At 60.7% G+C, this 26,898-nt stretch carries 19 protein-coding genes and 2 pseudogenes; 11 read left to right on the top strand and 10 right to left on the bottom strand.

From position 1 onward, the window contains the following. Nucleotides 1–75: 75 nt before the first annotated feature. The 3 genes from ACZ0AZ_RS11170 to putP all read right to left on the bottom strand — a co-directional run bounded on the left by ACZ0AZ_RS11170 (nucleotide 76) and on the right by putP (nucleotide 4,628). Nucleotides 76–789, bottom strand: a complete 714-nt coding sequence (locus tag ACZ0AZ_RS11170) for a DUF4123 domain-containing protein (protein WP_463537379.1) — start codon at nucleotides 787–789, stop codon at nucleotides 76–78. Beyond that, nucleotides 779–2,794: a type VI secretion system Vgr family protein gene (locus ACZ0AZ_RS11165; RefSeq protein WP_463537378.1), complete on the bottom strand. Its 2,016-nt coding sequence runs from the start codon at nucleotides 2,792–2,794 to the stop codon at nucleotides 779–781. Before ACZ0AZ_RS11165 ends, ACZ0AZ_RS11170 begins: the two co-directional genes overlap by 11 nt. Before the next feature lie 349 nt (nucleotides 2,795–3,143). Next, a complete protein-coding gene (putP, locus tag ACZ0AZ_RS11160) occupies nucleotides 3,144–4,628 on the bottom strand; it encodes a sodium/proline symporter PutP (protein ID WP_039756745.1) in 1,485 nt (494 codons plus the stop codon). Nucleotides 4,629–5,086: 458 nt separating this feature from the next. Between putP and putA the strand changes: the two genes are divergently transcribed. Beyond that, nucleotides 5,087–9,040, top strand: a complete 3,954-nt coding sequence (gene putA, locus ACZ0AZ_RS11155) for a trifunctional transcriptional regulator/proline dehydrogenase/L-glutamate gamma-semialdehyde dehydrogenase (protein WP_463570884.1) — start codon at nucleotides 5,087–5,089, stop codon at nucleotides 9,038–9,040. A 165-nt stretch (nucleotides 9,041–9,205) separates the two neighbouring features. Then, nucleotides 9,206–11,008, top strand: a complete 1,803-nt coding sequence (locus tag ACZ0AZ_RS11150; protein ID WP_463537377.1) for an acyl-CoA dehydrogenase — start codon at nucleotides 9,206–9,208, stop codon at nucleotides 11,006–11,008. Between the two features lie 143 nt (nucleotides 11,009–11,151). Here ACZ0AZ_RS11150 and ACZ0AZ_RS11145 read toward each other — a convergent pair whose 3' ends face one another. The 4 genes and pseudogenes from ACZ0AZ_RS11145 to ACZ0AZ_RS11130 form a co-directional block, all read right to left on the bottom strand. Continuing rightward, entirely contained in the window at nucleotides 11,152–11,883 is a 732-nt protein-coding gene (locus ACZ0AZ_RS11145) for a methyl-accepting chemotaxis protein (RefSeq protein WP_463538772.1), read from the bottom strand. 135 nt (nucleotides 11,884–12,018) lie between these two features. Continuing rightward, nucleotides 12,019–13,044, bottom strand: a pseudogene (locus tag ACZ0AZ_RS11140) (cache domain-containing protein); the annotation flags it as partial. A 144-nt stretch (nucleotides 13,045–13,188) separates the two neighbouring features. Continuing rightward, nucleotides 13,189–13,491, bottom strand: coding sequence for a cell division protein ZapA (locus ACZ0AZ_RS11135; RefSeq protein ID WP_039756738.1), 303 nt, complete (start codon nucleotides 13,489–13,491; stop codon nucleotides 13,189–13,191). Continuing rightward, nucleotides 13,488–13,718, bottom strand: a complete 231-nt coding sequence (locus ACZ0AZ_RS11130) for a hypothetical protein (protein WP_016772015.1) — start codon at nucleotides 13,716–13,718, stop codon at nucleotides 13,488–13,490. Before ACZ0AZ_RS11130 ends, ACZ0AZ_RS11135 begins: the two co-directional genes overlap by 4 nt. A 277-nt stretch (nucleotides 13,719–13,995) precedes the next feature. Here ACZ0AZ_RS11130 and ACZ0AZ_RS11125 point away from each other — a divergent pair. From ACZ0AZ_RS11125 to selO, 5 genes and pseudogenes are all read left to right on the top strand, one after another. Further along, nucleotides 13,996–14,718 (top strand): annotated as a pseudogene (locus ACZ0AZ_RS11125) (MCP four helix bundle domain-containing protein); the annotation flags it as partial. 30 nt (nucleotides 14,719–14,748) lie between these two features. Further along, nucleotides 14,749–15,621, top strand: coding sequence for a methyl-accepting chemotaxis protein (locus tag ACZ0AZ_RS11120; protein WP_370695130.1), 873 nt, complete (start codon nucleotides 14,749–14,751; stop codon nucleotides 15,619–15,621). Nucleotides 15,622–15,915: 294 nt separating this feature from the next. Further along, entirely contained in the window at nucleotides 15,916–17,658 is a 1,743-nt protein-coding gene (locus tag ACZ0AZ_RS11115; protein ID WP_024011302.1) for a potassium/proton antiporter, read from the top strand. 34 nt (nucleotides 17,659–17,692) lie between these two features. Beyond that, on the top strand, nucleotides 17,693–21,046 hold the full coding sequence (mscK, locus tag ACZ0AZ_RS11110) for a mechanosensitive channel MscK (protein ID WP_310404066.1): 3,354 nt from the start codon (nucleotides 17,693–17,695) through the stop codon (nucleotides 21,044–21,046). A 48-nt stretch (nucleotides 21,047–21,094) separates the two neighbouring features. Then, nucleotides 21,095–22,558 (top strand): protein adenylyltransferase SelO, encoded by a 1,464-nt coding sequence (gene selO / locus ACZ0AZ_RS11105; protein ID WP_463537376.1) that lies wholly within the window; start codon nucleotides 21,095–21,097, stop codon nucleotides 22,556–22,558. Between the two features lie 5 nt (nucleotides 22,559–22,563). Here selO and mazF read toward each other — a convergent pair whose 3' ends face one another. Both mazF and mazE read right to left on the bottom strand, forming a co-directional pair. Next, nucleotides 22,564–22,926 carry a type II toxin-antitoxin system toxin MazF gene (mazF, locus tag ACZ0AZ_RS11100; RefSeq protein ID WP_463537375.1) on the bottom strand — a complete coding sequence of 121 codons (363 nt, stop codon included), beginning with the start codon at nucleotides 22,924–22,926 and terminating at the stop codon, nucleotides 22,564–22,566. Then, nucleotides 22,926–23,432 carry a type II toxin-antitoxin system antitoxin MazE gene (mazE, locus tag ACZ0AZ_RS11095; protein WP_240783180.1) on the bottom strand — a complete coding sequence of 169 codons (507 nt, stop codon included), beginning with the start codon at nucleotides 23,430–23,432 and terminating at the stop codon, nucleotides 22,926–22,928. Before mazE ends, mazF begins: the two co-directional genes overlap by 1 nt. Between mazE and trxC the strand changes: the two genes are divergently transcribed. Beyond that, entirely contained in the window at nucleotides 23,431–23,865 is a 435-nt protein-coding gene (gene trxC / locus ACZ0AZ_RS11090) for a thioredoxin TrxC (protein ID WP_129998237.1), read from the top strand. The genes mazE and trxC overlap by 2 nt on opposite strands. A 132-nt stretch (nucleotides 23,866–23,997) precedes the next feature. Here the strand turns inward: trxC and ACZ0AZ_RS11085 are convergent, their stop codons facing one another. Beyond that, entirely contained in the window at nucleotides 23,998–24,768 is a 771-nt protein-coding gene (locus ACZ0AZ_RS11085) for a ParA family protein (protein WP_024011296.1), read from the bottom strand. A 357-nt stretch (nucleotides 24,769–25,125) separates the two neighbouring features. On the opposite strand from ACZ0AZ_RS11085, the gene ACZ0AZ_RS11080 reads away from it, so the two are divergent. From ACZ0AZ_RS11080 to ACZ0AZ_RS11070, 3 genes are read left to right on the top strand one after another with little or no spacing between them, the layout of a single operon-like run. Beyond that, nucleotides 25,126–25,851, top strand: coding sequence for a beta-ketoacyl synthase chain length factor (locus tag ACZ0AZ_RS11080; protein WP_039756726.1), 726 nt, complete (start codon nucleotides 25,126–25,128; stop codon nucleotides 25,849–25,851). Further along, on the top strand, nucleotides 25,827–26,639 hold the full coding sequence (locus ACZ0AZ_RS11075) for a lysophospholipid acyltransferase family protein (protein WP_129998238.1): 813 nt from the start codon (nucleotides 25,827–25,829) through the stop codon (nucleotides 26,637–26,639). Before ACZ0AZ_RS11080 ends, ACZ0AZ_RS11075 begins: the two co-directional genes overlap by 25 nt. Continuing rightward, nucleotides 26,617–26,892 carry a phosphopantetheine-binding protein gene (locus ACZ0AZ_RS11070; protein ID WP_039756723.1) on the top strand — a complete coding sequence of 92 codons (276 nt, stop codon included), beginning with the start codon at nucleotides 26,617–26,619 and terminating at the stop codon, nucleotides 26,890–26,892. The genes ACZ0AZ_RS11075 and ACZ0AZ_RS11070 overlap by 23 nt, the downstream gene beginning before the upstream one ends. The last annotated feature ends 6 nt before the right edge of the window (nucleotides 26,893–26,898 follow it).

Here is a 26,898-nt window from a genome sequence, read left to right as displayed (position 1 = left end):
TGCAACTCACCGCGCACCAGTTCATGAAAACCGCCGCAATTCGAAGGAAACGTCCGAAGCGTTTGCCCCGAAATTTCATTCTGCCTCTGCCAGTAAAAACTCCAGAAGCGCCGATCGTGACGAATCTTCCGACATCGATAATTTGAAAAACTGCCCGACCTTGCAGCGCAGGACCGTCTCGGGAAACGCCTCGAACACGGCCGGCTGCTCCTCGCTCAGCCACTGCAGAACATTGGCGATGCGTACGCTCGCATCAGTCTGCGCCAACAGCGATTGCGGCACGCTCCACCACGGGAAGACCCGCCCCGAAACCAGCGCACGCCCCCCGACGTCAATGGCTTGGCCATTGATCAAGGCTCGCGAAACGACCGGCAGCAATTGCGCGGGATTGACCTCGCCAGACTGCAAAAGAGGCAGCAGAAAACGACCGTCCCAGAAGCGGAAAAACACCGCTTTACCGTCCGGCATCAGCACTTGAGTCAGGCTACGGAAATGTTCGACCAGCACTTCCAGATCTGCCGAAGACACCGCCAACCATCCCCAATCCCGAGATTCTGTTTCCGCCACCCAACGTAAAAACTCACTGTCCGCAGCGACAATTCCCACATAGGGCATCACCGCATCCCACTCGGCATAAATGGTCTCGGCCCACACTGGACTCGCTGTGCCCTGCCAGGCTTTGAACGCATCGGCGTCGCTGGCGCGGCTGAAAACTGAAAACAGTTGTTCTGACGCCAGCAGCGGCTGACGCGCCAGCCAATCTTCGGGGGTTAACTCTTCAGGCTGCACAAACACCATCCTTACAACGCTCGCACTCTTCGCAGAACGGCGCATCACCTTTGAAACTCATGATCTGTGCGGCCGTGAGAATCGCCGCCGGCGCAGCGGTCAGTTTCTCCGCCAAACCCGGCACCACCGGCGCCGCGCTCATCGCCGCCATCGGCGCGCCGCCAACAACAATCGGCACGCTGCTGAAAATTCCGCCGGGGCCGATGTTGATCCACTGTCCGCCGGCCTGAATCGTCGCGCTCGCGCCGCCATCGATGACCACTTGCTGGCCTGCGCTGATATGGATCTGCGCCGAGGCGCTGGTGGCTTGACTGTTCACCCGAACCTGTCGATCGCCGAGCACGGACAAATGATCATCCTGCCTCACTTCTGTCTGGCGCTGGCCGTGGGTGATGCGCTGTTCGTCGGCCTTCAGTTCATGGCGGGCGGTGCCGGTGACCACCACACTGCGCTGGTTGTCGACCTGCAGCTGCTGGTCATTGAGCACATGCTGGGTCCAGTTGCGCTGGGCACGCAGGTAGATTTCCTCAGCGCCCTTTTTGTCCTCGATGCGCAGTTCGTTGTAACCGCCACCGCCGGGGCTGCTCTGGCTGCGGAAGATGCTGCGGGTCTTGTCCGCCGGCAGGTCCAGCGGCACCGGTGTTGCGGCGTTGGGCAGGCAACCCATGACCAGCGGCTTGTCAGCATCGCCATCGATGAAACCGACCAGCACTTCCATGCCGACGCGCGGAATCAACACGCTGCCGTAGTGATCGTGAGCCCAACCGGTCGCGACGCGCAGCCAGCAACTGGAGTGCTCGTTGAGTTCGCCATCGCGATCCCAGGCCAGTTGCACTTTGACCCGGCCATATTCATCGCAATGGATTTCCAGGTCTTTCGGCCCGGTAACCACGGCGGGTTGGTAACCCGACATCCGCGGCTTTCCCGGGCACAGCGCCGGACGAAAGACCACGTCCCAGGGCGTGGCGACGAAGGTATTGCGGTAACCCTGGAAGGATTCGCCATCACTGGTCACCGATTCCTCAAGCACCTGTGGCTGGCGGCCGCGATGTTCGACGGCAGTGAGCAGCCACAGATCATTCCAGTCGTTGCGCGGATGCTCGGTGAGTTGCAGAAAATGTCCGCTGACCAATGAAGATTCGTCGCTGCTGCCTTCGGCCTGCCGGTAATCGGCGACATGCCGTTCAAGCGCGCGGCGCGTCAGGTGTTTGCCCGTTTCGCGATCGTTGAATTGGCCGGGGAAGTGGTAGTCCTCCAGCACCGGACGCTGTTCACCGTCACTGCGGCTTTGCAGAGACAGGCGCGGCTTTTCGAAGTTGTAGTCGCGCCGGGTAACGACGCTGGTACGGGTTTCCACGCGCACGTTGAAACGTTGAATCGCCGGCGCGCCTGCCGACATGCCGCTCCCCGGCAGATACAGCGTCGGCTCCGGCAGCTTGGGGAACACGGTCTGGTCGTCGCCGAATACCAGCAGATGGCCTTCGGGGCTGTGTTGAAAGTGGTAATGAATGCCGACTTCGGCACACAGGCGCTGGATAAAGGCCAGATCGCTTTCAGCGTATTGCACGCAGTACTCGCGCTGCGGGTATTCGCTGCCCAGGCGAAACTCAAACGCATCGCGCAGGATCGAGTGATCCTTGAGGACCTGCGTGACGATTTGCGGCACGCTCTGATGCTGGAAAATCCGCTGATTGATGCGATGCCCCAGATACGTCAGACGCGGGACCAGGCTGAGGTGATAGCGTGTCAGACGTTTCCCGGAATCGCCCTGTCCGACCTGATAAATCTGACCGTGAATACCGCAACCCTGAGCATCAAAACTCAAAAACGCCTGACCGTGCAGCAGGCTTTCCAGATCCAGGTCCGGCCGCTCGCTGACCAGTTCCAGTTCGAAGCGAAAGGGTTGGCTGATGGCTTCCCTGCCCGTGAACTCAAGGACCTTGAGGTCATGCTGGGCGCCTTCGAGGGTCAACGTGAAACGCGGTTGATTGGCAGGCGCGAACATCCGATGTCTCTCTGCAGTGTGAGGGCGGGCGATTCTGCATGAGGGGCAAGGAGTGATGAGCAGGTGACGGGAAATTCAGATTTGCCCTACGTTGTTTGCTGAAAGGACCTGAGAACGCGGCGCCTTCGACTACAGACAAATCTCCAAAACCACCGCCGAACCCTGTGGGAGCGAGCCTGCTCGCGAAGATGGAGCGTCAGTCGACATCAACATTGCCTGACACACCGCATTCGCGAGCAGGCTCGCTCCCACACTGGATCTCCACAGGATTCGAGAAATCACAGGCAATAAAAAACGGCCCGCCTCCGGTAGGAAACGGGCCGTTTCTCGTGAGCCGAAGCTCAGTCCATCACTTGTTCAGATGGAAGTCTTTTTCCGCTGCCTGGAAACGCTCAACCATGCCGCGAGTCGGCTCACCCGCCTTGCTAACGAAGTAGATGGCAAGGCTGGCGAAGATGAAGCCCGGAATGATTTCGTACAGACCCAGCAGTTCGAAATGCTTCCAGACCACCACGGTGATCGCGCCGACCAGAATACCGGCCAGTGCGCCGTTGCGGGTCATGTCTTTCCAGATGACCGAGATCAGCACTACCGGACCGAACGCAGCGCCGAAACCGGCCCAGGCGTAGGACACCAGGCCCAGTACGCGGTTGTCTGGATTCGCAGCCAGTGCGATAGCGATCAGCGCCACCAGCAGCACCATGGCACGACCGACCCAGACCAGCTCCAGTTGCGAAGCGGACTTGCGCAGGAACGTCTTGTAGAAGTCTTCGGTCAGCGCGCTCGAGCACACCAGCAACTGGCAGCTCAGGGTGCTCATCACCGCCGCCAGAATCGCCGACAGCAGCACACCGGCAATCCATGGATTGAAGAGGATTTTCGCCAGTTCGATGAACACACGCTCGTGGTTCTCGGTCACAGGACCGGCCACTTCCGGGTGCGCCGAAAAGTAGGCGATACCGAAGAAGCCGACGGCCACGGTGCCGCCCAGGCACAGGATCATCCAAGTCATGGAAATGCGACGCGCCTTGGCAATCGACTTCACCGAATCCGCCGCCATGAAACGCGCGAGGATGTGCGGCTGACCGAAGTAGCCCAGACCCCAACCCATCAGCGAGATGATGCCGATGAAGGTGGTGCCTTTGAGCATGTCGAAGTTGCTCGGATCTTGCGCTTCGATAGCGAGGAACGTGGTGTCGACGCCGCCGGTTGCCAGCAGGACGATGATCGGCGTGAGAATCAGCGCGAAGATCATCAGGGTCGCTTGCACGGTGTCGGTCCAGCTCACCGCGAGGAAACCGCCGATGAAGGTGTAGGCAATCGTTGCCGCCGCACCGGCCCACAGCGCCGTTTCGTAGGTCATGCCGAAGGTGCTTTCGAACAGGCGGGCACCGGCGACGATGCCGGAAGCGCAGTAGATGGTAAAGAACACCAGAATCACGATTGCCGAGATAATCCGCAGCAAGCCGCTTTTATCTTCGAAACGGCTGGAAAAATAATCCGGCAGAGTCAGGGCATCGCCGTTGTGCTCGGTCTGCACACGCAGACGGCCGGCGACAAACAGCCAGTTCAGGTAGGCACCGACGATCAGGCCGATGGCGATCCAGCTTTCGGACAGGCCGGACATGTAGATGGCGCCCGGTAGGCCCATCAGCAACCAGCCGCTCATGTCGGAGGCACCGGCAGACAGCGCGGTGACAACGCTGCCGAGGCTGCGACCGCCGAGAATATAGTCGGAAAGGTTGTTGGTGGAGCGATAGGCCATCAAGCCGATCAGCACCATTGCTGCGATGTAGATCACGAACGTGATCAGGGTTGGATTGCTTACGCTCATTGAGTTACGCCCTGGCTTTGTTTTTATGTAGCGGCGGTGGTGAACCGCTCGCAAACGACGACGTTTGGCAGACGATCCGGGATCCCGCGCATTTAAGACTGATGTTTCCCCAGGAAAGCCATCAGCCGGTACACGGGGTTATTCCCGGTTGCACCTTGGCGGCGAATGCTATGCAACAAAGCAAATAAGGTGCAACCAGTTTCGCGAGAATTAGTTGCACCCAGTCGGATTAATCGACGATCACCCCGTTTTTGCTCCCTTTTGTCGCAGTCATGGCTCTTTGCTAGAAGCAAAAGCACCAAGCAGGAGCAGCGCATTCGTACCAGAAATTATTTCCTGACGAGCTGCGTATTATTCCGGCAAAAAAAGGGTTGCACCCGGTTGCACCTCATTCAGCGCACGGCTAATCTTGCGGCCAGCTGATGCCACGCAACTGTGGCAACCATGAGGATAAAAATATGGCTACCACCACCCTTGGGGTCAAACTCGATGACCCGACCCGCGAGCGCCTGAAGGCTGCCGCAACCTCGATTGATCGCACGCCGCACTGGCTGATCAAGCAGGCAATTTTCAATTACCTGGAAAAACTCGAGGGTGGTGCAACCCTGACCGAGTTGAACGGTTTGACCGCCAAAGACGCCGATGACGCAGGCGAAGTGCAGACCGATCACGCTCACCAATGCTTCCTCGAATTCGCTGAAAGCATCCTGCCGCAATCGGTTCTGCGCGCTTCGATCACCGCCGCCTACCGCCGCCCTGAGCCGGAAGTGGTGCCGATGCTGATCGAGCAGGCGCGCCTGCCGGCCCCGATGGCCGAAGCCACCAACAAGCTCGCGGCGACCATCGCCGAAAAACTGCGCAACCAGAAAAGTGCCGGCGGTCGTGCCGGTATTGTTCAGGGCCTGCTGCAGGAATTCTCCCTGTCGTCTCAGGAAGGCGTGGCGCTGATGTGCCTGGCCGAAGCGCTGTTGCGCATTCCGGACAAAGGCACCCGCGACGCGCTGATCCGCGACAAGATCAGCACCGGCAACTGGCATCCGCACTTGGGCAACAGCCCGTCGCTGTTCGTCAACGCTGCGACCTGGGGGCTGCTGCTGACTGGCAAACTCGTCTCCACCCACAACGAAGCCGGCCTGACCTCGTCGCTGAGCCGCATCATCGGCAAGAGCGGCGAGCCGATGATCCGCAAGGGCGTCGACATGGCCATGCGCCTGATGGGCGAGCAGTTCGTGACCGGCGAGACCATCGCCGAAGCGCTGGCCAATGCGAGCAAGTTCGAAGCCAAGGGCTTCCGTTATTCCTACGACATGCTCGGTGAAGCGGCACTCACCGAAGTTGACGCGCAGAAATACCTGGCCTCGTACGAACAAGCGATCCACTCGATCGGCAAAGCCTCCCACGGCCGTGGGATTTATGAAGGCCCGGGCATTTCCATCAAGCTCTCGGCACTGCACCCGCGCTACAGCCGTGCGCAGTACGAGCGGGTGATGGACGAGCTGTACCCGCGCCTGCTGTCGCTGACCCTGCTGGCCAAGCAATACGACATCGGCCTGAACATCGACGCCGAAGAAGCCGACCGCCTCGAACTGTCGCTGGATCTGCTTGAGCGTCTGTGCTTCGAGCCGCAACTGACCGGCTGGAACGGCATCGGTTTCGTCATCCAGGCTTACCAGAAGCGTTGCCCGTACGTGATCGACTACGTGATTGATCTGGCTCGCCGCAGCCGTCATCGCCTGATGATCCGCCTGGTGAAAGGCGCGTACTGGGACAGCGAAATCAAGCGCGCCCAAGTCGAAGGTCTGGAAGGCTATCCGGTCTACACCCGCAAGGTGTACACCGACGTTTCCTACATCGCTTGCGCACGCAAACTGCTGTCGGTGCCGGAAGCCATCTACCCGCAGTTCGCCACGCACAACGCCCACACCCTGTCGGCGATCTACCACATCGCCGGTCAGAACTATTACCCCGGCCAGTACGAATTCCAGTGCCTGCACGGCATGGGCGAACCGCTTTACGAGCAGGTTGTCGGCAAGGTTTCCGAGGGCAAGCTGAACCGTCCGTGCCGTGTGTACGCTCCGGTCGGCACCCACGAAACCCTGCTGGCTTACCTTGTACGTCGCTTGCTGGAAAACGGCGCCAACACCTCGTTCGTCAACCGCATCGCCGACCAGTCGATTTCGATTCAGGAACTGGTCGCCGATCCGGTTGCGCAGATCGAGCAGATGGCAACCGTGGAAGGTGGTTTCGGCTTGCCGCACCCGCGCATTCCGCTGCCGCGTGACCTGTACGGTGCCGAGCGCGCCAACTCCAGCGGCATCGACATGGCCAACGAACATCGTCTGGCCTCGCTGTCCTGCGCCCTGCTCGCGACTGCGCATAACGACTGGAAAGCCGCGCCGATGCTTGGTTGCGCTTCCAGCAACGAAACGCCGGCAGCCGTGCTGAACCCGTCCGATCACCGCGATGTGGTCGGTCACGTTCAAGAAGCTACCGTCGAAGACGTCGACAACGCCATTCAATGCGCGCTGAACGCCGCGCCGATCTGGCAGGCCACGCCGCCGGCCGAGCGCGCGGCGATTCTGGAACGTGCCGCTGACTTGATGGAAGGCGAGATCCAGCCGCTGATGGGCCTGTTGGCTCGTGAAGCCGGCAAGACCTACGCCAACGCCATCGCCGAAGTCCGCGAGGCCGTCGACTTCCTGCGTTATTACGCAGTGCAGGCGCGCAACGATTTCAGCAATGACGCCCACCGCCCACTCGGTCCGGTGGTTTGCATCAGTCCGTGGAACTTCCCGCTGGCGATCTTCAGCGGTCAGGTGGCTGCGGCATTGGCCGCCGGTAACCCGGTACTGGCCAAACCGGCCGAGCAGACGCCACTGGTTGCCGCGCAGGCCGTGCGTCTGATGCTCGAAGCCGGCATCCCGGAGGGCGTGCTGCAACTGCTGCCGGGTCGCGGTGAAACCGTCGGCGCCGGTCTGGTCGGTGACGAACGCGTCAAAGGCGTGATGTTCACCGGCTCCACCGAAGTCGCGCGCTTGCTGCAACGCAACATCGCTGGCCGTCTCGACAGCCAGGGCCGTCCGATTCCGCTGATCGCCGAAACCGGTGGCCAGAACGCGATGATCGTCGATTCCTCGGCTTTGACTGAACAAGTGGTGATCGACGTAGTGTCGTCGGCCTTCGACAGCGCCGGTCAGCGTTGCTCGGCACTGCGCGTGCTGTGCCTGCAGGAAGATTCCGCCGATCGCGTCATCGAAATGCTCAAGGGTGCGATGGCCGAAAGCCGTCTCGGCAACCCCGAGCGTCTGTCCGTGGACATCGGCCCGGTGATCGACGCCGAAGCCAAGGCCGGCATCGACAAGCACATCCAGGGCATGCGCGATAAAGGTCGCAATGTTTACCAGGTGGCGATTGCCGACAGCGAAGAGATCAAGCGCGGCACCTTCGTCATGCCGACCCTGATCGAGCTGGAAAGCTTCGACGAACTGCAACGCGAAATCTTCGGCCCGGTACTGCACGTGGTGCGCTACAAGCGCAAAGAGCTGGATAACCTGATCGGCCAGATCAACGCCTCCGGTTACGGCCTGACGCTGGGCGTGCACACGCGCATCGACGAGACCATCGCCAAGGTGATCGACAACGTCAACGCCGGTAACGTCTACGTCAACCGCAACATCGTTGGTGCCGTGGTCGGCGTGCAGCCGTTCGGCGGCGAAGGCCTGTCGGGTACTGGCCCGAAAGCCGGTGGCCCGCTGTATCTGTATCGCCTGCTGTCGACGCGTCCGACCGACGCCATCGAACAATCCTTCGCTCGCGGTGACGCCATCGTCGCCCCGGACGTGCGCTTGCGCGATGCCATGAGCCAATCGTTGAACGCGCTGAAAGCCTGGGCCGACAACAACAAGTTTGCCGACCTGAGCACTCTGTGCGTGCAATACGCGGCGCAATCGCAGAGCGGCATCACCCGCGTGCTGGCTGGCCCGACCGGCGAGAAAAACAGCTACGCGATCCTGCCGCGCGAACACGTACTGTGCCTGGCGGAAGTTGAAGGTGATCTGCTGACGCAACTGGCGGCGGTGCTGGCGGTGGGCGGTTCGGCGGTGTGGCCGGAATCCGAGCTGACCAAGGCGTTGTTCGCCCGTCTGCCGAAGGAAGTGCAGGCGCGAATCAAGCGCGTTGCCGACTGGAACAAAGACGAAGTGGTGTTCGATGCCGTGCTGCATCACGGCCACTCCGACCAGTTGCGCGGCGTCTGCCAGCAGATCGCCCAGCGTGGCGGCGCGATCGTTGGCGTGCAGGGCCTGTCCCAGGGCGAGACCAACATTGCCCTGGAGCGCTTGGTAATCGAGCGGGCACTGAGCGTCAACACCGCTGCGGCGGGGGGTAATGCCAGCTTGATGACGATCGGATAAAAGCAGCTACAAGCTTCGAGCGACAAGCTGCAAGTAAAAGCAAACTGCTCTTACTTGCAGCTTGAAGCTTGTGGCTTGTGCCGCCCCATCACCCTTATCTATCTTCCTTCCCCATTTTTATGGGCCTACCTAGACTGCGGCATACTTTCTTTAAGGTAGGCCGCCATGTCCGAGACGCTGCTCAGTTCCCGCAATCTGGCTTTCGAGCTGTACGAAGTCCTCGATGCCGAGGGCCTGTCCCGGCGCGAGCGCTTTGCCGAGCACAATCGCGAGACCTTCGACGCCGCCATCGGCACCGCGCGCAACATCGCCGAAAAGTATTTCGCCCCGCACAACCGCAAGGGCGACGAAAACGAGCCGCGCTATGAAGATGGCCAGGCCATTCTGATTCCCGAAGTGAAACCGGCGGTGGATGCCTTTCTCGAGGCTGGCTTCCTCAACGCCGCACGCAGCTTCGAGGCCGGCGGCATGCAATTGCCGACCCTGCTGTCGCAAGCCTGCTTCGCGCACTTTCAGTCCGCCAACGCAGCGTCGACCTCATACCCGTTCCTGACCATGGGCGCGGCCAACCTGATCGAGAGCTTCGGCAGCGAAGAGCAGAAACAGCGCTTCCTGCAACCGATGATCGACGGACGTTTCTTCGGCACCATGGCCCTGACCGAGCCCCATGCCGGTTCGTCACTGTCGGACATTCGTACCCGCGCCGAGCCGGCAGCCGACGGCACCTATCGCCTGAAGGGCAACAAGATTTTTATCTCCGGCGGTGATCACCCGCTCTCGGAAAACATCGTGCACATGGTTCTGGCCAAACTGCCGGATGCACCGCCGGGGGTGAAAGGTATTTCGCTGTTCATCGTGCCAAAGTTTCTGGTCAACGACGACGGCAGCCTCGGCCAGCGCAACGACGTGCTGCTCGCCGGGTTGTTCCACAAGATGGGCTGGCGCGGCACCACATCGACGGCGCTGAACTTCGGCGATAACGGCGAGTGCGTCGGCTATCTGGTGGGCAAGCCGCACCACGGCTTGAGCTATATGTTCCAGATGATGAACGAAGCCCGGATTGGCGTCGGCATGGGCGCAGTCATGCTCGGTTATGCGGGCTACTTGTACTCACTGGAATATGCTCGCGAACGGCCGCAGGGTCGGGTGCCCGACAGCAAGGATCCGAGCACGGCGCCGGTGGCGATCATTCAGCACGCGGACGTCAGACGCATGCTGCTGACGCAGAAATCCTACGTCGAAGGCGCATTTGACCTTGGCCTGTATGCCGCGCGGCTGTTCGATGACACCACCACGCTGGAAAGCGAAACCGAGCGTAAACAGGCACATGAGCTGCTGGACCTGCTGACGCCCATCGTCAAATCCTGGCCTTCGGAGTTCTGCCTCAAAGCCAACGAACTGGCAATCCAGATTCTTGGCGGCCACGGCTACACTCGCGAATACCCGGTAGAGCAGTACTACCGCGACAACCGCCTGAATCCGATCCACGAAGGCACTCACGGCATCCAGTCGCTGGATTTGCTCGGGCGCAAACTGGCGCAGAACGGTGGCGCCGGTCTCAAGCAGCTGATTCGATTGATCGCCAACACGGCCGAACGTGCCACTGCATACGATTCGTTGACCACCCTGCGCGAACCGCTGGAAAAACTCGTGGCCCGCTTGCAAACCGTGACCATCTGCCTGCTCACGGATCTGGCCCAAGGCAAGGTCAACAGCAGCCTGGCGAACTCGGCGCTGTACCTGAAAGTGTTCGGCCACGCGGTGATCGGCTGGCGCTGGCTGGAGCAGGCGATCCGCGCCGAGGAAGGCCTGGCCAAAGGAAATGCGGCGGATGTCGACTTCTATAAGGGCAAGTTGCAGGCGGCGCGGTATTTCCTCACGTGGGAAGTGCCGGGTTGCCAGCATGAGCTGGACTTGCTGGAGGCGCGGGATGATACGTGTCTGGGGATGCGGGAGGAGTGGTTCTGATCTGCAAGTTGTTTTGCGACTGAAACCATTCGCGAGCAGGCTCGCTCCCACAGGACAGGTGCTGTTCACAGGATGCGTGAACATGCCGAATCCAATGTGGGAGCGAGCCTGCTCGCGAAGGCGTCAGCTCAGGCGATACAGCTTCAACTCAACTTGAACCCACCCATCTGCCGCGCCAGATCATCCGCCAGCCTCTGCAACATCTGGCAGTCTTCGCGACAAGCCCTGACCTCCCCCGCCGTCGCGTGCGCCAGATCGGAAATCCCCTGCACGTTGCGGTTGATCTCTTCGGTCACCGCCGACTGCTCTTCGGTCGCTGTCGCCACCTGATGGTTCATATCGCTGATGCGCTCGACCTGGCCGGTGATCGCCGTCAGCGATGCACCGGTCCGCTGGCTTGACTCAACCCCGGTGCCGGTCGCGGCCTGGCCGGTGCGCATCGATGACACGGCGTTTTCCGCGCCTTGCTTGAGGCTGCCGATCATCAGTTGAATTTCGTCGGTCGAGGCCTGGGTCCTGCGCGCGAGGGTGCGCACTTCATCGGCGACCACCGCGAAGCCACGGCCCATGTCGCCAGCGCGGGCGGCTTCGATGGCGGCGTTGAGTGCCAGCAGATTGGTCTGTTCGGAAACGCCACGAATCACCGCCAGCACCGAATCAATCGACGCCACTTGCTGTGCCAGCTCACCCACCGCCCCTGCCGCCACGCCGATCTCATCGGACATGCTTTCGATATGACGGATCGAGCCACCGACCACTTCCCGCGCCTGCAACGCCTCATCGCGCGCGGTTTGCGAGGCAAGCGCGGCGTTGCCAGCGTTCTGCGCGATTTCCTGCACGGTCAGGCCCATTTCGTGGACGGCGGTGGCTACCATGTCGGTCATTTCCTGCTGCCGGCCGGAACGCTCGGCGGTGTTGTCCACCACCTTCGCCACTTGGCCCACGGCCGTGCGCAGGCGCTCGCTGGTGGTCAGCACTTCGCCGATCATCGCGCGCTGGCTGTCGAGGAAGCGGTTGAAGCCGCGCGCCAGGTCACCCAACTCATCGGCACGGCTGGAATCTAACCGGTGAGTCAAATCTCCACCACCGCTACCGATGGCCACCAGCGCCCGTGTTACTTGTCGAATCGGTCGCACCAGCCCCTGGGCCAGCCACACCACCAACGCCAGGCAGACCAACGCCACCACCAGACCGATGCCGCCACTCATCCACATCGCTTTCCGTGCTTCAGCGTAGATCTGCGACTGCGGCACTTCGGCCACCAGCGTCCAGCCGAGATCACGCAGCGGCAGGCTGAAGGCGAGGAAGTCTTCACCGTCGCGCTGGAAGCTACTGTTGAAGGCGTCCTTGTGCCCCATCAGCGCTTGCGCCGCGTTGGCGCCGATCTGCTCGGTCAAGGTGCGTTTGCCGCTGAACTGCGCCTCAGGATGGACCTGAATCAGACCGTCGGAGCGCACGAGATAGACCTTGCCGCGTTCACCGAAACTGAAGTTGTGGATCAGCTCCGACAGCTCTTTCATGCTCAGCCCCAGCCCGGCGACACCGACGACTTTGCCGGCCTGCTCGACCTTCAGATCGATGAACAAGGCCAGCTCGCCCGTGGCGCCGTCGTTGTCGATATTCAGCGTGCGCGGCTGATTGCTGTCGAGAAAGGAATAGAACCAGGCGTCGGCCGGTTTCGCGCGACTGAGGGTGCGGTCCAGGCCTTTTTCAGTGATGTAGTGATTGGATTCGGTGCCGATAATCAGCGCAGTGAAGGCCTTGTGTTCGGCGCGGATGCCTTCCAGATACTGCGCGAAGAGAGCAGTTTTGCTGCTGTCCTCGCCTGTCGACAGCCAGTCACGCACCATGGTGTTGCTGGCGATGTCCTTGGCGGCGGTGAGCGGTTGCACGAGGATGCGTTCGATATCGTTGCGCGTCGCTTCGATGCTCGACGGCAGCGCTTGTTCGACCAGATAGCTCTGGGCGAGGCGGTTGACCACCAGGGTATAAATGCCAACCACGATCACGATGCTGATCAGCAGGGCCGCGCCCATGCCAATAATCAACTGCCACTGAATACTGCGTCGCCACCACTGCATGGAGCACCCCCAAGGAATAAGTGGCCGAAATACTGCAACAGCCGTGCCGATTGTATACATCCCAACCGACAATCTATTCCCTGGTTGTGCGCAACCTCATCAGCCCTGACTGATGGTCTTGGCAATCGTCTCGACCGTGGCGCTGACTTGCTCTTGATAACGCTCGAGTTCTTCTTTGTGCTGCTTCTTCATTTCGATCTGCTGCGAGCACAGATTCATCGCTGCCAGCACCAGCAAACGGTCACCGATCAGCGTCGGGTATTTGCGCTTGGTGTCTTCCAGCGCGGCCTTGAGCATCATTGCCGCGTCCAGCAGGGTCTGTTCTTCCCCGGCCGGTGCCTTGATCGAATAGTCCTCGCCAAGAATGGAGATGACTTTTACCCCTGCTGTGCCGTGGTTCATGCGCTGACGGGACCGGCGTTGACGCGATCAACCAGCGCCTGAATGCGCGCGGCGGTGGCGCCGTGTTTTTCTTCCTGCTCCATCAGGTTCAGTTGCAGGTTTTCGTTTTCATCCTTGGCCTGGGCCAGTTCCGTGGACAGGGTCTGGTTGGTCTGCAGCAGGGTCTGGTTCTGTTGCACCAGGTCGCTGACGAGCTGTTCCAATTGGCTGAGGGATGCTTCCAACATTTTGATCTTCCAAGCGTTTTTCAAAGGGCGCGTACGATAAAGAAAAGTCACCACGGATGCCAGGGTTAAACCGGCGCAAGGCCTTGATTTTCCTGGGTGGCGAAGCTTCTCGCGAGTTTAAAAGACTGCGAATGGTCGATCTGGTTCCTGCACTTCGTCGCACAGCGCCGTCTGCGACAAATACGCACACCACCTCAAGACTTTAGTCGTATGACCGATAAGTCACCCATACAGCAGTCTCAGCCCGCATGGATGCGGCCCTTTTCGGTATCCGCCCATGTCCCTTCGCAATATGAATATCGCCCCACGGGCGTTTACTGGTTTCGCCCTGATCGGCGGCCTGATGTTGATCCTCGGCGTGTTTGCGCTGAACCAGATGAGCAAGATCCGCGCGGCCGGCGAAGACATCGCCACCGCCAGCGTGCCATCGATCAAGGCCCTCGATGAGTTCACTCAACTGACCCTGCGCCTGCGCGTGCTTTCTTACCGCCTGCTGATCAACCGCGAACCCGACGTGCAGCAGAAAACCATCGAGCTGTTCGACCTGCGCAACCGCCAGATCGCCGATGCGCAACGCGCCTATGAGCCACTGATCGAAGGCCCGCAGGAACGTGCGGCGTACGATCAGTACGTGCAATTGCTGGCGCAGTACCGTCAGCTTGAAGAGCGCATGAAAACCCTGTCGCGCAACAATCAGGTCGACGAGTTGCGGCAGATGCTCAACAGCGATTTGCTGAGCAATTCGGAAGCGGTGAATACCGCGCTGGCGCGCTTGCTGGAGATCAACACCCAGCAGATCGCCGAGACCAATCAAGGTGCCAGTGACCAGTATTCAATGTCGTTCAACCTGGTCGTCACCCTGTTGGTGATTGCCAGCGGCCTGACGTTGCTGTTCGCCTGGTTATTGACCACTAGCATCACCAAGCCGATTTCCAAGGCACTGGACGCTGCGGAAACCATCGCCGAAGGCAATCTGACCCAGCCGATCCATGTCGATGGCGAAGATGAAGCCGGGCGCCTGCTCGCGGCCATGGCCAAAATGCAATCGAAGCTGCGCGACACCCTGCAGCGCATCTCCGGTTCGGCCACACAGCTTGCGTCTGCTGCGGAAGAGCTGAACAGCGTCACCGACGAGAGTGCTCGAGGCCTGACCCAGCAGAACAATGAAATCGAGCAGGCGGCCACTGCGGTCAATGAGATGACCAGCGCCGTCGAGGAAGTCGCGCGCAACGCGGTCAGCACTTCGGAAGCCTCGAAAAACGCCACCACTTCGGCGGGCGACGGTCGTGATCTGGTGCAGGAAACCGTCAGCGCCATCGAACGCATGAGCGCCGATGTGCAGAGCACCGCGTCCTTGATCGGCGACCTGGCCAATGAATCCCGCGACATCGGCAAGGTGCTCGACGTGATTCGTGGTCTGGCTGACCAGACCAACCTGCTGGCCTTGAACGCAGCGATCGAAGCGGCCCGTGCCGGTGAGGCCGGTCGTGGTTTTGCCGTGGTGGCGGACGAAGTGCGCGCACTGGCCCATCGCACCCAACAGTCGACCAGCGAAATCGAACGCATGATCGGCAGCATCCAGAGCGGCACCGAACACGCCGTGGATTCAATGCGCAACAGCACCGAACGCGCCGAATCGACGCTGAACATCGCCCGTGGCGCGGGGATGTCGCTGGACACGATCAACAGCGCCATCGTTGAGATCAACGAGCGCAACCTGGTCATCGCCAGCGCCGCCGAAGAGCAGGCGCAGGTAGCGCGTGAAGTCGATCGCAACCTGGTCAACATCCGTGATCTGTCGGTGCAATCGGCGACCGGGGCGAATCAGACCAGCGCGGCGAGCAATGAGCTGTCGCGCCTGGCGCTGGATCTGAACAACATGGTTGGGCGGTTCAGCCTGTAACACACTTCGCTGGAACTTCCCCTGTGGTGAGGGGATTTATCCCCGTTGGGTGGCGAAGCCGCCCCAAAAACAGCGTATGCGGTTCCACCTGAGGACCCGCGTACAACGGTTTTACGACGGCTGCGCCGCCGAACGGGGATGAATCCCCTCGCCACAGTCATCACTCGCCGCATCTGCAAGGCGATTCTGCACAAAAGCTTTTTGACAGCATCACATTTCAACAGGTTAGAATCGCTGGCACGCAGACTGCATGGTCAGTTTGTGCCTCGTCTTTACGCTTCTGGAGTACTGCCTTTGAATGCGACGACCATCAACAGCCTGTTCTTGATCGGCGCGTTGCTGGTAGGCGCAAGCATTCTTGTCAGCTCGCTTTCTTCACGTCTCGGCATTCCGATTCTGGTCATCATTCTCGCGGTCGGCATGGCGGCGGGGGTCGATGGTGGCGGGATCATTTTCGACAACTACCCGACGGCCTATCTGGTCGGCAACCTCGCCCTGGCGGTGATCCTGCTCGACGGCGGCTTGCGCACGCGGGTGTCGAGTTTCCGCGTGGCCTTGTGGCCGGCGCTGTCGCTGGCCACGGTCGGGGTGTTGATCACCACCGGGCTGACCGGCATGGCCGCTGCGTGGCTGTTCGACCTCAATCTGATTCAGGGCCTGCTGATCGGTGCCATTGTCGGTTCAACCGACGCCGCCGCGGTGTTCTCGCTGCTCGGCGGTAAAGGCCTGAACGAACGGGTCAGCGCCAGTCTGGAAATCGAATCCGGCAGCAACGACCCCATGGCGGTGTTCCTCACCGTCACCCTGATCGACATGCTCGCCAGCGGCGAGACCGGCTTGCACTGGAGCCTGCTGACCCACTTGATCCGCGAATTCGGCATCGGTGGCGTGATCGGTCTGGGCGGCGGTTGGGTGATGCTGCAATTGGTCAACCGCATCAATCTTGCCGCCGGGCTGTATCCGATCCTCATCATCGCTGGCGGGCTGGTGGTGTTTGCGCTGACCAACGCCTTGCACGGCAGTGGCTTCCTTGCCGTGTACCTGTGCGGTCTGGTCATCGGCAACCGCCCGGTGCGCAGCCGCCACGGCATTCTGCACATGCTCGACGGCATGGCGTGGCTGGCGCAGATCGGCATGTTCCTGGTGCTGGGCCTGCTGGTCACGCCCCACGATCTGCTGCCGATCGCCCTGCCCGCCCTCGGTCTGGCGCTGTGGATGATTCTGTTCGCGCGGCCGCTGTCGGTGATGGTCGGCCTGCTGCCGTTCAAGGCCTTCCACGGTCGTGAAAAAGCCTTTATTTCCTGGGTCGGCCTGCGCGGCGCGGTGCCGATCATTCTCGCGGTGTTCCCGCTGATGGCCGGCCTGCCGCAAGCGCAGCTGTATTTCAATCTGGCGTTCTTCATCGTGCTGGTGTCGCTGCTGGTGCAGGGTACGAGCCTGCCGTGGGTGGCCAAATTGCTCAAGGTGACCGTTCCGCCAGAACCCGCGCCGATATCCCGGGCGGCACTGGAAGTGCATGTGACCAGCGAGTGGGAGCTGTTCGTTTACAAGCTCGGCGCGGAGAAATGGTGCATCGGTTCGCCCCTGCGTGAGCTGAAAATGCCCGAAGGCACACGCATCGCCGCCCTGTTTCGTGGCCAGCAACTGCTCCATCCGTCGGGTAGTACGGTGCTGGAAGTCGATGATTTACTGTGTGTTATTGGCCATGAACACAACCTGCCGGCCCTCGGCAAACTGTTCAGCCAGGCGCCGCAACGTGGCCTCGATCTGCGTTTCTTCGGCGACTTCGTGCTTGAAGGAGACGCCCAGCTTAAAGCGGTTGCAGCGTTGTATGGCTTACCGGCCGAAGGCATCGATCCGGACATGACTTTGGGCGCGTTCATTGCGCAAAAAGTCGGGGGTGCCCCCATCGTCGGTGACCAGGTGGAATGGAACAACACCCACTGGACGGTGGCGGTCATGGACGGGAACAAGATCGGCAAAGTGGGCGTCAGATTCCCCGAAGGAAGTCGCCCGGGCCCCGGACTCTTCCTCTAAACTGCCTCCACTCTCACTTGCTTGACCGGTCTCTATGCCTACCCTGCGCTCCTTTTTCGCCGCGGCCCTGCTGGGCCTCAGTCTTGTCGTCGGCCCGCTGCATGCTGCCGAACCACCGTCCAGCGATGCCGTGCAGGCCAGCCTCGACAAGCTGGCCGACAGCAAACTGCCGGACGCCGACAAAAAGACTTTGCAGACCGTCCTGCAGAACACCCTCAATCAGCTGAACAACCAGCGTGATTACGAGCAGAAACTGATCGATCTCAAGCGTCAGCTGGCCAACGCGCCGAAGCAGACGATTGAAAACACCCGCGAACTCAGCCGCCTCAAGGCCACCGCGCCGGTGCCGGTAGCGCAGCGTTTTCCGAAGGAGTCGATTCAGCAACTGGAGCAGATCCTCACCGATCGCTCGACCCAGCAGAGCGATCTGCAAAAAGCCCTGGCCGAAGCCAACAGCCTGATCATCACCGCGCAGACTCGCCCCGAGCGCGCTCAGGCAGAGATTTCCGCCAGCCAGACGCGCATCCAGCAGATCAACACTATCCTCAAATCCGGCAAGGACACGGGCAAAACGGTCACCGCCGAACAGCGCGACCAGTTGAACGCCGAACTCGCCGCACTCAATGCACTGATTCCGCTGCGCCGCCAGGAACTGGCCGGCAACACCCAGTTGCAGGATCTGGGCAACGCTCAGCACGACTTGCTTTCGGAGAAATCCGATCGGCTCGACCGCGAGATCCAGGAATTGCAAACCCTGATCAATCAGAAGCGTCTGGCGCAGTCGCAGGAAACCGTCACCCAGCAATCGATCGAAGCGCAGAAGGCCGGCGGCAGCAGCCTGCTGGCGAGTGAGAGCGCGACCAACCTCAAGCTTTCCGATTACTTGCTCAAGAGCACCGACCGTCTCAACGAAGTCACGCAGCAGAACCTGCAGACCAAACAGCAACTCGATACCCTGACCCAGAGCGATTCGGCACTGGATGAGCAGATCAGTGTGCTCAAGGGCAGCCTGCTACTATCGAAAATTCTCTATAAACAGAAGCAGGCACTGCCGCACTTGAAGGTCGACCGCGACCTCGCCGACCAGATTGCCGATATTCGCCTGTATCAGTTCGATGTCAGCCAGCAACGCGAGCTGCTGAGCAGTCCGGCGACCTACGTCGACAATCTGCTGGCCACGCAGCCGCCGGAGCAGGTCACGCCGCAATTGCGCAAAAGCCTGCTCGATCTGGCCAACACCCGCGCTGATCTGCTCGAGCGGCTGAACCGCGAGTTGAGCGCGATGCTCAACGAATCGATCACCCTGCAGCTCAACCAGAAGCAATTGCTGAGCACCGCGCAAAGCCTGCGCGCGACCCTCGACGAACAGATGTTCTGGATCCCCAGCAACAAGCCGCTGGACGTGGAATGGATGCGCGGCGTGCCCGAGCGCCTTGAGCGGCAGGTCAACACCTTGCCGTGGGCGTCGAGCCTGAGCGAGCTGACTGACGGCCTGACCCAGCGGCCATTGTTGTTCCTGCCATTGGCGCTGCTGATCGGCGCCCTGTTGTGGCGACGCAAGGCCCTGTACGGACGACTCAACAAGGTTCACCAGGACATCGGCCACTTCAAGCGCGACAGCCAGTGGCACACGCCGCAGGCGATTCTGATCAATATTCTGTTGGCGATGCCGGTGGCACTGGGTCTGGCGCTGTGCGGTCTGGCCTTGCAGATCGACGCGCGCGGGCAGAACGCCAATATGGGCGCGGCGCTGCTGCAGATGGGGCAGGCCTGGCTGGTGTTCTACACCGCGTACCGGATTCTCGCGCCCGGTGGCGTGGCGGAATTGCACTTCCGCTGGGAAAAGCCACAGGTCGAGTTCCTTCAGGGCTGGGTGCGTCGACTCGGCCTGGTAGTAATGGCGCTGGTGGCCGTGGTGGCCGTCGCCGAGTTGCAACCGGCGGCGCTGGCCGATGACGTGCTCGGCATGCCGGTGGTGCTGACCTGTTACGCCTTGATGGCCTGGCTGCTCAGTCGCCTGCTGATCAGCAGCCCGACGCACCAGAACGCTTCGCTGTTCCGCAAAGCCGTCGGGGTGATGTTCACTCTGCTGCCGATCGCCCTGTTTGTCGCGGTGTGCTTCGGCTACTACTACACCGCGCTGAAACTCAGCGACCGCTTGATCAACACCCTGTACCTGCTGATGTTCTGGCTGGTGATCGAGGCCACTTTCGTCCGGGGCCTGAGCGTTGCCGCGCGGCGCCTGGCTTACCAGCGCGCGCTGGCCAAACGGCAGGCGGCGAAAGAGGCCGGCGACGGCGAAGCGGTGATCGAAGAGCCAACCCTGGACATCGAAAAGGTCAACGAACAGTCCCTGCGCCTGATCCGCCTGGCCCTGCTCGGCGGTTTCATCGCGGCGCTGTACTGGGTCTGGTCGGACCTGATTTCGGTGTTCTCGTATCTGGACAACATCACCCTCTACGAATACACCAGCGGCACCGGCGCCAACATGAGCATGGTGCCGATCAGCATCGGCGACATGCTCGGCGCGCTGATCATCATCGGCATCACCTTCGCGCTGGCGCGCAACTTGCCCGGTCTGCTCGAAGTGTTCGTGCTGTCCAAGCTCAATCTGGCGCAGGGCAGCGCTTATGCGACAACCACGCTGCTGTCCTACGTGATTGCCGGCGTCGGTTTCGTCACCACCCTGTCGACCCTCGGCGTCAGTTGGGACAAGTTGCAGTGGCTAGTGGCGGCGCTGTCGGTGGGCCTCGGTTTCGGCATGCAGGAGATCTTCGCCAACTTCATCTCCGGCATCATGATTCTCTTCGAACGCCCGGTGCGGATCGGCGACACCATCACCATCGGCAACCTGTCGGGCACGGTAAGCAAGATCCGCATCCGCGCCACGACCATCACCGATTTTGACCGCAAGGACATCATTGTCCCGAACAAGACGTTCATCACCGGGCAACTGATCAACTGGTCGCTGACCGACACCATCACCCGCGTCACGTTGAAACTGGGCGTCGATTACGGCTCGGATCTGGATCTGGTCAAGGAACTGCTGCTCAAAGCAGCCCGGGAGAACCCGCGTGTACTCAAAGAACCAGAGCCGCACGTGTACTTCCTCAACTTCGGCGAAAGCACCCTCGACCACGAACTGCGCATGCATGTGCGCGATCTCGGTGACCGCAACCCGGTGCTGGATGAGGTCAACCGCTTCATCAATCGCGAGTTCAAGAAGCAGCACATCAACATCTCGTTCCGGCAGATGGAGGTTTACCTGAAGAACCTGCACGGCCAGGAATACAAGATGGTGCCTGTGGAACCCGAGAACAAAACCATCGTGCCGATCGTCGACGGGCAGAAACCGTTGCCGGAACCGCCACCGAGCAAACTCGACTAACCGACATGGTCCCAGCAGAATGCTCGGACATTCTGCTGGAGCCGGCCCGTGAAAGCCCTCGACGAACTGACTTTCGACAACCGCTTTGCCCGTCTGGGCGACGCGTTCTCCGCGCACGTGCTGCCCGAGCCGATCGACAATCCGCGCCTGGTGGTCGCCAGCCCGGCCGCTCTGGCCTTGCTCGATCTCGATGCGGCCAGCGCCGACACCGAAGAATTCGCGCAACTGTTCGGCGGCCACAAATTGTGGGCCGATGCCGAGCCACGGGCGATGGTGTATTCCGGCCATCAGTTCGGCGGCTACACCCCGCAACTGGGTGACGGTCGCGGCCTGCTGCTGGGCGAGGTCTACAACAACGCCGGCGAGCACTGGGACTTGCACCTCAAGGGCGCCGGGCAGACGCCGTTTTCACGCATGGGCGATGGCCGCGCGGTGCTGCGCTCATCGATTCGCGAATTTCTGGCTTCCGAAGCGCTGTACGCGCTGAACATCCCGTCTTCGCGGGCCGCCTGCGTGATTGGCTCCGACACGCCCGTCTGGCGGGAAAAGCAGGAACGCGCGGCGATGGTGCTGCGTCTGGCGCCGAGCCACATCCGCTTCGGCCACTTCGAATATTTCTACTACACCAAGCGCCCCGAGCAGCAGAAACAGCTCGGCGAGCATGTGCTGGCGATGCACTTCCCCGAATGCCTCGAACAACCGGAACCGTATCTGGCGATGTTTCGCGAAATCGTTGAGCGCAACGCCGAGCTGATCGCCAAGTGGCAGGCTTATGGCTTCTGCCACGGCGTGATGAACACCGACAACATGTCGATCCTCGGCATTACTTTCGACTTCGGCCCGTTCGCCTTTCTCGACGACTTCGACGCCAACTTCATCTGCAACCACTCGGATGATCAGGGCCGTTACTCGTTCAGCAATCAGGTGCCGGTCGGCCAATGGAACCTCAGCGCTCTCGCACAGGCACTGACGCCGTTCATCAGCGTCGAAGCGCTGCGGGAAACCCTCGGCTTGTACCTGCCGCTGTTCCAGGCGCATTACCTCGACCTGATGCGCCGCCGCTTCGGCTTCACCACCGCCGAGGACGACGATCAGCAACTGCTGGAAAACCTGCTGCAACTGATGCAGAACAGCGGCGTCGACTACACGCTGTTCTTCCGCCGCCTCGGTGAAGAGTCAGCCGAACAGGCCATCGCCCGCCTGCGCGACGATTTTGTCGATATCAAAGGTTTCGATGCCTGGGGCGAACGCTACGTCGCCCGGGTGACTCGCGACGGCAATGCCGATCAGGCACAACGCCGCGCGCGGATGCATGCGGTCAATCCGCTGTACATCCTGCGCAATTACCTTGCGCAAAAAGCCATCGACGCCGCCGAGCAAGGCGATTATTCCGAGGTGCGCCGGCTGCATGCGGTGTTGAGCAAGCCGTTTGAGGAACAGCCAGGGATGGAAAGTTATGCCGAGCGGCCACCGGAGTGGGGCAAGCATTTGGAGATCAGTTGTTCTTCGTAGGCGCTTCAGCTTAGCGGGTCGATTGCACTGATTACACGGTCGACGATGTCAGACATTGTCACGTCATCCAGTCGCTCGATGAATTTGGCCGTGCCGTCTCGTACCCGTTGTTCTATGTCAAAACTGCGAACCTGATTACACACCGCTACACCATTGGTTTCGTGGCCAGTAATGGCGACCGCCAAACCCATATTCCGGCTGAAATTCCCACCGCTAGTAACAGGCACCGTCATGCTCACGCCCAATGCGTTGATCTCTCTGAGCGTGATCACCACAAAGCGATGTCTGTTCATCATCTCCCGCCCCGCCACTGGGTTTGGATCAATCCAGTAAACGTCACCCCGCTGAGGGGGCTGTCGGCGCACCATCAACCCAGCTCCCGGCCGACAGAATCACCTTCAAGGGTCTCGCTAGTCTGGGCGTTAAGTTTCTGCAATTCTTCTGCGCCTTCGAGTAGCTCTGACAAACTATAACGCTTACGCGTAGCGGCTACGGCTGGACGAGCAATCAGTTCGCCATCGACCACATTCAGCTCTAGCTGTGCGCCAACCTCCAGATGCAACAACTTTAAAAGCGTGGGCGGAATCGTAATGACGGCAGCGCCGCCTTGGCGGCGTATCTTGGAAGTTACGGACATTATGTCCCTCCGATTTGATGCATAGGAATCATCGATTCCTGGATTAGTGCAACAAAAGTAGCACGCAGATAAAGACAAAGCGATCTCCTCACGACAAGCGTAAAACGCCGAATTGGTCTTCAGACTAGCCATCGATCCCGGAACTGTTTTGAGAAAAATGTGAGCAGTTGCGACATTGATAAGTTGGCAGATCGACTTCAAATCAGTTCTATAGACTCCTATCAGAGAACCAATCATGACCACCCCACTCCTCATCCCCTGCCCCACCTGCAACGGCCTCAACCGCATCCCCGCCGAGCGCCTGGCTGACCAGCCCAAATGCGGGCGCTGCAAGTCTGCGGTGCTGTTGAGCAAACCGTTCGAGCTCAAGCAAGGCGATTACGCCAGTCAGATCAAGGGCGATCTGCCGTTACTGGTGGATGTCTGGGCGGACTGGTGCGGGCCGTGCAAGTCGTTCGCGCCGGTGTTCGAACAGGCTGCGGCGCAGTTGGCGGGCAAGTGTCGGCTGGCCAAGCTCGACAGCGAGGCGAACCAGCAGTTGTCGGCGCAGTTGGGGATTCGCTCGATTCCAAGTCTGATTCTGTTTAGAAACGGCAGGGAAGTGGCGCGGCAGAGCGGTGCGTTGCCATTGCCGCAGTTGATGGCGTGGCTGCGTAGCCAAGGCATCTGACACACCACAGAGCCCCCTGTGGGAGCGAGCCTGCTCGCGAAGGCGGTCGATCATTCAGCGCCGATGTTGAATGTGCCGGCCTCTTCGCGAGCAGGCTCGCTCCCACAGAAGATTTGCGTGTGAGTCGGAAAATCAGTGGTCTTCCAGCAGATTGTGCAGTTCCACAAACTGCTGCGTCAGTTTGTGCCGTGGGTCGAGGTGGATCAGCGGCATGCTGGCCTGGTGCGACTCGCGCATGCGCACCGAACTGCTCAGGTACACCGGCAATACCGGCAAGCCTTCGGCAATCAACTCATCGAGCATCTGCTGTGGCAGGCTGGCCCGCGCCTGAAACTGATTGACCACGATGCCTTCGACTTCCAACCCTTCGTTGTGGTCATCCTTCAACTCTTCGATCTCGGCGATCAGTCCGTACAGGGCCTGACGGGAAAAGCTGTCGCAGTCGAAGGGAATCAGCACGCGATCCGCGGCAATCAGCGCCGATACCGCGTAAAAATTCAGTGCTGGCGGGGTATCGAGATAGATCCGGTCGTAGTCTTCCGATAGCTCATCGAGCAACTTACGCAGCTTGTTGATCTTGTGTTTCGCCTCTAGCTTGGGCTGTAGGTCGGCCAGCTCGGCGGTGGCGGTAATGATGTGCAGGTTGTCGAACGGAGTTTCGTAGATGTCCGCCTGATTCTTTTTCGAGAACGGCCCGGACGACAGTGTCTGTTTGAAGAAATCGGCGATGCCCATCGGAATGTCATCGCCGGTGAGCCCGGTCAGATACTGAGTGGAATTGGCCTGAGCATCGAGGTCGACCAACAACGTGCGATAACCCTCGCTGGCGCTGACCGCCGCCAGATTGCAGGCAATGCTCGATTTGCCCACGCCACCTTTCTGATTGAACACCACGCGCCGCATGACCAAACCTCCGTGTATCAAAGAATGACCGAGTGTAGTTGGCGGTGGCCGCGCTTCGCTACCTTCACCGACATGGACTACGCCGCCAGGTGTAAATATCGGCGCCCACGCATGGAAAAAACCGCCAGCCGTCACAGAGACACCTGACAGACTGACCCCGGGGAATATGGATAATGGCCAAGTGATAGCCACTCCAGCGAACCGCTCGGTACATTTTGTTGAGCAAAATGTAACCAACATTTGCTACACACCCGTCGCACCGGGATAATGCGCGCCACCCGGCGCCCTGCGCCAAGCCAAGCCTGCTGCGGCGCTGGCGACTCAACGCGTCAACGAAAGCCCGCAGGGGCGGGATGAATGTCCGTGATCAACTTCAACATCGCCCAATGGCGCGCGTGGGCCCCGGGGCTCGACAGCGTGGACGCCTGGCAGGCCTGGAGCCGACAACCGGTCGTGCTGCAGAGCAGTGATGCCGCGCCCGATGTGTCGTTTCTGCCGGCCATGCAACGCCGTCGCCTCAGCCGCCTGGCGCGGATGGCGTTCAGTGTTGGCTGGCCGCTGGCCGACGGACGGGACCATCTGCCGCTGGTGTTCGTTTCCCGGCACGGCGAAACCCCCCGCACGTTTGAAATTCTCCGCGACCTGGCCACCGAACAGCCCTTGTCGCCGACCCAATTCAGCCTTTCGGTGCATAACGCGATCATCGGTTTGTGGTCGATCATGCGCGGTGAAACCAGCGAAATGACCGCCCTCGCCGCCGCTGGCGACGGTCTGGAGCACGGCATGCTTGAAGCAGCCGCACTGCTCGAAGAAGGCGCCCCGGCGGTGCTGCTGGTGATCACCGAAGAACAACCGCCCGAGGCGTATTCGCAGTGGGTCGATGACGTGCCATTCCCTTACGCGCTGGGTTTATTGCTCACGCCCGGTACCGACTGGCGGCTGACCCTGAGCAGCAGCCCAAAACCCGAGTCCAAAGTGCACTGGCCCCACGCGCTGAACCTGCTGCGAACCCTGCTCGGCCAGCAACCTGACTGCCAACATGCGTGGAAGAATCGTGTATGGACCTGGCATCGCAACCCGTGACCGCCAAATACCGCGACGCCTACTACTGGCGCCTGCTGGCCACTGCTGCGAGCTTCGCTTTGTTCGGGCTCGGCGGGCTGTGTCTGCGCGTGCTGGTATTTCCGGTGCTCGGTTGCCTGCCCGGTGATGCACTTGAACATCGCCTGCGCGCGCGGCGCACGGTCAGCCGATTGTTCTGGTTTTTCGTGCGGTTCATGGCCCGCACTGGCGTGCTCACCTACGACATCGAGGGCGCCGAACGCCTTGGCCGGCCGGGACAGATGATCATCGCAAACCACCCGTCGCTGATCGACGTGGTTTTCCTCATCGGTCTGGTGCGCCACGCCAACTGCGTGGTGAAGAAAACCCTTTGGGAAAACCCATTCACCCGTGGCCCGCTGCGCCGCACCGAGTACATCAGCAACGACGGCAGCATGGACATGCTCGACGCCGCCGCACAGTCGTTGCAGGACGGCCAGACCCTGATCATTTTCCCCGAAGGCACGCGCACCCAGCCGGGGCAGGCGCCGGCCTTTCATCGGGGGGCGGCGGCGATTGCCCTGCGCGGTGCGAAAATCGTCACCCCGGTGATCATCAAGGTCAGCCCGACCACCCTGACCAAAGCCGAGCCGTGGTATCGCATCCCCCATCGCCGCGTGCACTTCAGTTTTCGCGTGGGGGCCGATATAGACCCACAGACCTTCGCCGCGCAAGGCCCCGCACCGCAGGCCTCGCGCAAGCTCAACGATTATTTGCATGACTATTTCATTAAGGAGCTCGCCGCAGATGAGCGAACTGAACACCGCTAGCCTGGTGCGTGACATCAAACTGCTGATCATCGACGCCTTGGGCCTGGAAGACATCAGCCCCGAAGACATCGGCGATGAGCAGACACTCTTCGGCGAAGGCCTCGGCCTGGATTCCGTGGACGCGCTGGAACTGGGCCTGGCGATCCAGAAAAAATACGGCATCAAGATCGACGCCGATGCCAAAGACACTCGTAACCATTTCACCAACGTGGCCAGCCTTGCGGCGTTCGTCACGGCAAAACAGGCAGCTTGAGACCGG

The organism is Pseudomonas sp. AC239, assembly GCF_979258545.1.
The sequence above is the reverse complement of the archived record's forward strand: the minus strand, read 5'-3'. Positions and strand labels throughout refer to the sequence as shown.

What these genes read in the sequence shown, in the direction of transcription:
- ACZ0AZ_RS11165 (WP_463537378.1), bottom strand. Translation starts at nt 2,794, where the DNA reads ATGTTCGCGCCTGCCAATCAACCGCGTTTCACGTTGACCCTCGAAGGC.
- ACZ0AZ_RS11150 (WP_463537377.1), top strand. Translation starts at nt 9,206, where the DNA reads ATGTCCGAGACGCTGCTCAGTTCCCGCAATCTGGCTTTCGAGCTGTAC.
- ACZ0AZ_RS11080 (WP_039756726.1), top strand. Translation starts at nt 25,126, where the DNA reads ATGTCCGTGATCAACTTCAACATCGCCCAATGGCGCGCGTGGGCCCCG.
- putP (WP_039756745.1), bottom strand. Translation starts at nt 4,628, where the DNA reads ATGAGCGTAAGCAATCCAACCCTGATCACGTTCGTGATCTACATCGCA.
- ACZ0AZ_RS11075 (WP_129998238.1), top strand. Translation starts at nt 25,827, where the DNA reads ATGGACCTGGCATCGCAACCCGTGACCGCCAAATACCGCGACGCCTAC.
- trxC (WP_129998237.1), top strand. Translation starts at nt 23,431, where the DNA reads ATGACCACCCCACTCCTCATCCCCTGCCCCACCTGCAACGGCCTCAAC.
- ACZ0AZ_RS11070 (WP_039756723.1), top strand. Translation starts at nt 26,617, where the DNA reads ATGAGCGAACTGAACACCGCTAGCCTGGTGCGTGACATCAAACTGCTG.
- ACZ0AZ_RS11120 (WP_370695130.1), top strand. Translation starts at nt 14,749, where the DNA reads ATGGCCAAAATGCAATCGAAGCTGCGCGACACCCTGCAGCGCATCTCC.
- mazF (WP_463537375.1), bottom strand. Translation starts at nt 22,926, where the DNA reads ATGGTGCGCCGACAGCCCCCTCAGCGGGGTGACGTTTACTGGATTGAT.
- putA (WP_463570884.1), top strand. Translation starts at nt 5,087, where the DNA reads ATGGCTACCACCACCCTTGGGGTCAAACTCGATGACCCGACCCGCGAG.
- ACZ0AZ_RS11145 (WP_463538772.1), bottom strand. Translation starts at nt 11,883, where the DNA reads ATGGTAGCCACCGCCGTCCACGAAATGGGCCTGACCGTGCAGGAAATC.
- mazE (WP_240783180.1), bottom strand. Translation starts at nt 23,432, where the DNA reads ATGATTGGTTCTCTGATAGGAGTCTATAGAACTGATTTGAAGTCGATC.
- ACZ0AZ_RS11130 (WP_016772015.1), bottom strand. Translation starts at nt 13,718, where the DNA reads ATGTTGGAAGCATCCCTCAGCCAATTGGAACAGCTCGTCAGCGACCTG.
- mscK (WP_310404066.1), top strand. Translation starts at nt 17,693, where the DNA reads ATGCCTACCCTGCGCTCCTTTTTCGCCGCGGCCCTGCTGGGCCTCAGT.
- ACZ0AZ_RS11085 (WP_024011296.1), bottom strand. Translation starts at nt 24,768, where the DNA reads ATGCGGCGCGTGGTGTTCAATCAGAAAGGTGGCGTGGGCAAATCGAGC.
- ACZ0AZ_RS11135 (WP_039756738.1), bottom strand. Translation starts at nt 13,491, where the DNA reads ATGAACCACGGCACAGCAGGGGTAAAAGTCATCTCCATTCTTGGCGAG.